Here is a 4336-nt window from a genome sequence, read left to right on the forward strand (position 1 = left end):
GATCTGCGCGACCTGCTTCTTCGAGTGGGTGCGCGCATTGCGCGGGTCGGGGGTGAGGCTCGCAATGGACTTGTAGGCGATTTCGAGCGGGCGATCGACAGTAGCGGCTGCGTCCGGGGCGTTCTGTGTCATGGCATGAACAAGCACGAACGGACAGAGTCCTTCATCGGCATTCAATTGATCGGGTGTGGATAGCCGGAACGGTCGATTTGACTGGACTTGGGCCCCTGTCAGAGCATTGCTGTTTGTCCGCCCGGCCATCCCGGGCTCGTCCCGGTAGCGGCGGCCATTTCCGGCCCACGCGCAATACCGGAGACGCACCATGACAACGACGACCACAAAACCGCAGAGCAAGCTCGACACGCTGGAGAAGCTGCTCGGGCACAGGAACGGCGCCAGCATCGCCGAGATGGTGAAGGCGACCGGCTGGCAGCAGCATTCGGTCCGCGGCGCGATGGCCGGCGCGCTCAAAAAGCGCGGCCATATGATCGCCTCGGACAAGGTCGACGGCGTTCGCCGCTACCGCATCGAGGCCGCCCAGTGAGCGAGGATGTCGAAGACCTCCTCGCCGAGATCGAGACGATGGACCTCGACGCCCTGCGAGACCTGTGGCGGGGTCGGTTCGGCGTGCCCCCGAAGCTGCGCTCCGAACCGATCCTGCGGATGCTGCTTGCCTGGCGGCTTCAGGCGGGAACCTATGGTGGGCTCGATCCAGCGACGCGCCGGGCTCTGGCGCGCACCGGTCCGGTGCAGCGCGAAGGGCGCGGGCTCGGTATTGGCGCCCGGCTGACCCGCCACTGGAAGGGCCGCGAGGTGACCGTCATTGTCGAGGAGGCGGGGTTCCGCTGGGAGGGGCAGCTGTTCGCGAGCCTCTCGGCGGCGGCGACCTCCATCGCCGGTTCGCGCTGGAACGGCCCGCGCTTCTTCGGACTGCGGGACGGGTGATGGCAGAGCCGGTCCGATGCTGCGCGATCTACACACGCAAGAGTTCCGAAGAAGGGCTCGACGAGTCGTTCAACAGCCTCGATGCCCAGCGCGAGGCCTGCGAGGCCTGCGAGGCCTATGTGCTGAGCCAGGCCTGCGAGGGCTGGACAGCGCTCCCCGACCGCTATGACGATGGCGGGTTCTCAGGGGGTACGATGGAGCGGCCGGGTCTTGCCCGGCTGCTCGCAGATATCGAGGCGAACCGCGTCGATATTGTCGTCGTCTACAAGATCGACCGGCTGGCCCGCTCGCTCGCCGACTTCGCCCGCATCGTCGAGATCTTCGAGGCGGCCGATTGCAGCTTCGTGTCGGTGACCCAGTCATTCAACACGACCGGATCGATGGGCAAGCTGATGCTCAACGTCCTCCTCTCCTTCGCCCAGTTCGAGCGCGAGGTGACCGGCGAGCGGATCCGCGACAAGATCGCCGCCTCCAAGGCAAAGGGCATGTGGATGGGCGGCACACTGCCATTGGGCTACGACCGCCCGGCAGACGACAGTCGCATCCTGCAGGTCAACGCCGACGAGGCCGATACCGTCCGGCAGATCTTTGGACGCTATCTCGATCTCGGCTCGGTCCACGCATTGCAGCGTGAACTCGACGCGCACGGCATACGATCGAAGCAATGGACGACGTCAAAGGGCAGGCCGATGGGCGGGCAGCCGTTCAGCCGCGGCGCGTTGTTCCACTTGCTGCGCAACCGGCTCTATCTCGGCAAGATCGTCCACAAGGGCGAGGTCCATGAGGGCGGGCATGCCGCCATCGTCGAGGAGGATCTGTTCGAGCGTGTGCAGCGGCATCTCGATGCCAATGCCCGGCGTCACCGGGCCAAGGGGGTGAACCGGTGCGCGCGAGCACCGCTCACCGGCAAGCTGTTCGACGCTGTCGGCGAGCCGATGAGCCCGACGACATCGCGCGGCAAGTCGGGAAAGTGTTATCGCTATTATGTGTCCGCTTCGCTGCAGAAGGGTGCTGGGAAGGCAGGGCCCGACGCGGTGCAGCGCCTGGCGACGACCGATATCGAGCGCGTGGTCGGGGGGAGGCCATCGGGCGATGGGTCCCGGGGAGTAAGGATCCCTATACCGTGCTCGACTCGGTCAGCTTGTCCGGTCGCGGGCTCCAGATCTGCGTGCGCGTCGCTAGGCAGACCAGCCTGATCGGACGGCTCGGCGACGGCGAAACGATTGTCGATCGTGACGGTGACCGTATCACGATTCTGGTTCCGGTCGCGCTGCCGCGGCGCGGCGGTCGGCGTCTCGTCCTGCCAGCGCAGAGCAAACAGAGCGATCCCGATCCGATCCTGATCGCGGCGCTGCGCAAGGCACATGCGATGCTCGCGCGCGACCGCGGCATGCCGGTGATCGAGACGGCACCCGTGTCGCCCAATGAGCGGATGATTCTGCGGCTCGCGTTTCTCGCGCCCGACATCCAGCGCGCGATTATCGACGGGCGCCAGCCGCGGCACTTCAATCTGGAATATTTCAAGTCGGTCGACCTGCCGCTTGCCTGGTCGAAGCAGCGCGAACGGCTCGGATTTGGTGAACCCAAACGTCCCTGTTCCGTCGATTAAAGCCCCTGTTACGAGCGATATCGGTCCCTGTTGTGGCGATTAAATACCCTGTTCCGTCGAAGAACAGGGAAATGGGGTTTTAGCCGCACGTAAGTCGCGGAAAACAGCGGTTCTGCGATGCCGAAATCCTCGCGATACACCCGAAATCGCCTGTTTTGGGCACGAAAAATGGGTTTTCCCCTGTTCTTTCCCTGCTAGCAGGGAAACCGAACCGATGCAGGGTCGCTCAGAGACACGGCCGTGAAAGGGCGCCTGATACCGCTGTAGAGACGCTCTCAATGATGCCGGCGTGACGGATAGCGGGGCGGACTGGAGCCTGTTCCGCCGCCGTGAGCTGACGCCCTGTTATCAGAGACGAGTGCTGGGGGGTGGCTGGCGGAGCGGGTGGGATTCGAACCCACGATACGGGGATACCGTATACACACTTTCCAGGCGTGCGCCTTCGACCACTCGGCCACCGCTCCGTTTGCCGTCTGTCAGGCCTTCGGCATCGCCTCAGGCGCCGCACCGGCCTGCTCCCCCTCCCGACCTCCCATACAGGATACATTCGTTGGGAGGTGGGGAGGGGGAGCGGGCTGGTGCGGCAATTTCGCGCAAGCGAAATTCTGACCAAATGACGCGCACGCGCTTAGAGCGCGAAGGCGGCTGGCGCAAGGGGCGGGGCTGTGGCAGGTGAGGGGGCATGAGAACGATGCTGCTGTCCGCCGCCCTGATTGCCCCCCTTGCGGGTTTCTCGATGCCGTTATGGGCGCAGGAAGAGGCCCCGCCGGTGCGCGAAACACCGTCCGATGTGATCGCCGCCGCGACGGCGGAGGACTGGCGGCCGATCGAACCAGAAAACCTGCTGGTGATGACGCTCGCTGAAGGGGCGGAGGTCTATATCGAGCTCGCGCCCGAATTCGCGCCCGTCCATGTCGAGAATATCCGCCGCCTCGCCCGCGCGCACTGGTATGACGGGATCAGCGTCAACCGCGTGCAGGACAATTATGTCGTGCAATGGGGCGATCCGGCCGAGGAAGAGGCGGAGAGGAAGCCGCTGCCCGAGGATGTGGTGATGCAGCCGCCGGCGGAATATGAATTTGAGACACGAGGGCTCGAGCTGCTTGATTTTACGCCGGTTCAACAAGGCCACTACACCTTGCAGTCCGGTTATTTGAACGGCTGGCCTTTAGGCGCTGATCAGCGGCTTGAAGTTGCCCATAGAGGCGTCAATCGCGTGACAGTCGAACCTACGACGCCCGGTCCGCATTTCGCTTCACTGGTCCACTGCTATGGCATGGTCGGCGTCGGGCGTGGTAACAATCCGGATACCGGGACGGGGGCGGAACTCTACACGGTGATCGGCCATGCGCCGCGGCATCTCGATCGCAACATCGCGCTGGTCGGCCGGGTGATCGAGGGGATCGAGAACCTCTCCAGCCTGCCGCGCGGGACGGGGCCGCTCGGTTTTTACGAGGACCCGACGCAGCGGGTGCCGATCGACAGCGTCCGCCTCGCCAGCGAACTGCCTGAGGCCGAGCGCCCGCGCTTCGAGGTGATGCGGACAGATGGCGACATCTTCCGCCGCTATGTCGAGGCGCGGGCCAACCGGATGGGCTGGTTCATCCGCCCGGCGGGGGCGGTCGATGTGTGCAACGTGAATCTCCCAATCCGGCGGGTGGTAGCGGAGGATTGAGTACGCGAATTCACCCCTCCCCTGCAGGGGAGGGGCCGGGGGTGGGGGTTATCCGCCCGTCCGGCGCCTGTGGGACGCCCCCACCCCAACCCCTCCCCTGAAGGGGA

Annotated in this window: 5 protein-coding genes and 1 tRNA gene; 5 read left to right on the forward strand and 1 reads right to left on the reverse strand. The window is 65.0% G+C overall.

Going from position 1 to position 4336, the window contains the following annotated elements; translation table 11 throughout:
- Positions 1–322: 322 nt before the first annotated feature.
- Genes Q0139_RS11630 through Q0139_RS11645 form a run of 4 tightly spaced genes read left to right on the forward strand, consistent with a single transcriptional unit; the run spans position 323 to position 2554 of the window.
- A complete protein-coding gene (locus Q0139_RS11630; protein WP_298021963.1) occupies positions 323–544 on the forward strand; it encodes a DUF3489 domain-containing protein in 222 nt (73 codons plus the stop codon).
- On the forward strand, positions 541–945 hold the full coding sequence (locus Q0139_RS11635) for a DUF2924 domain-containing protein (RefSeq protein WP_298021965.1): 405 nt from the start codon (positions 541–543) through the stop codon (positions 943–945). Before Q0139_RS11630 ends, Q0139_RS11635 begins: the two co-directional genes overlap by 4 nt.
- The gene (locus Q0139_RS11640; RefSeq protein WP_298021968.1) at positions 945–2141 is read left to right on the forward strand and encodes a recombinase family protein; all 1197 of its coding nucleotides are present in this window, start codon (positions 945–947) and stop codon (positions 2139–2141) included. Before Q0139_RS11635 ends, Q0139_RS11640 begins: the two co-directional genes overlap by 1 nt.
- A complete protein-coding gene (locus Q0139_RS11645) occupies positions 2114–2554 on the forward strand; it encodes a hypothetical protein (RefSeq protein ID WP_298021970.1) in 441 nt (146 codons plus the stop codon). Before Q0139_RS11640 ends, Q0139_RS11645 begins: the two co-directional genes overlap by 28 nt.
- A 373-nt stretch (positions 2555–2927) precedes the next feature.
- Here Q0139_RS11645 and Q0139_RS11650 read toward each other — a convergent pair.
- Positions 2928–3018: transfer RNA gene (locus Q0139_RS11650), tRNA-Ser, on the reverse strand.
- Positions 3019–3236: 218 nt separating this feature from the next.
- Between Q0139_RS11650 and Q0139_RS11655 the strand changes: the two genes are divergently transcribed.
- Complete coding sequence (locus tag Q0139_RS11655) at positions 3237–4229, forward strand: peptidylprolyl isomerase (protein WP_298021972.1); 993 nt, start codon at positions 3237–3239, stop codon at positions 4227–4229.
- Positions 4230–4336 lie beyond the last annotated feature (107 nt).

This window comes from uncultured Parasphingopyxis sp. (assembly GCF_937129435.1).
Classification (GTDB): domain Bacteria; phylum Pseudomonadota; class Alphaproteobacteria; order Sphingomonadales; family Sphingomonadaceae; genus Parasphingopyxis.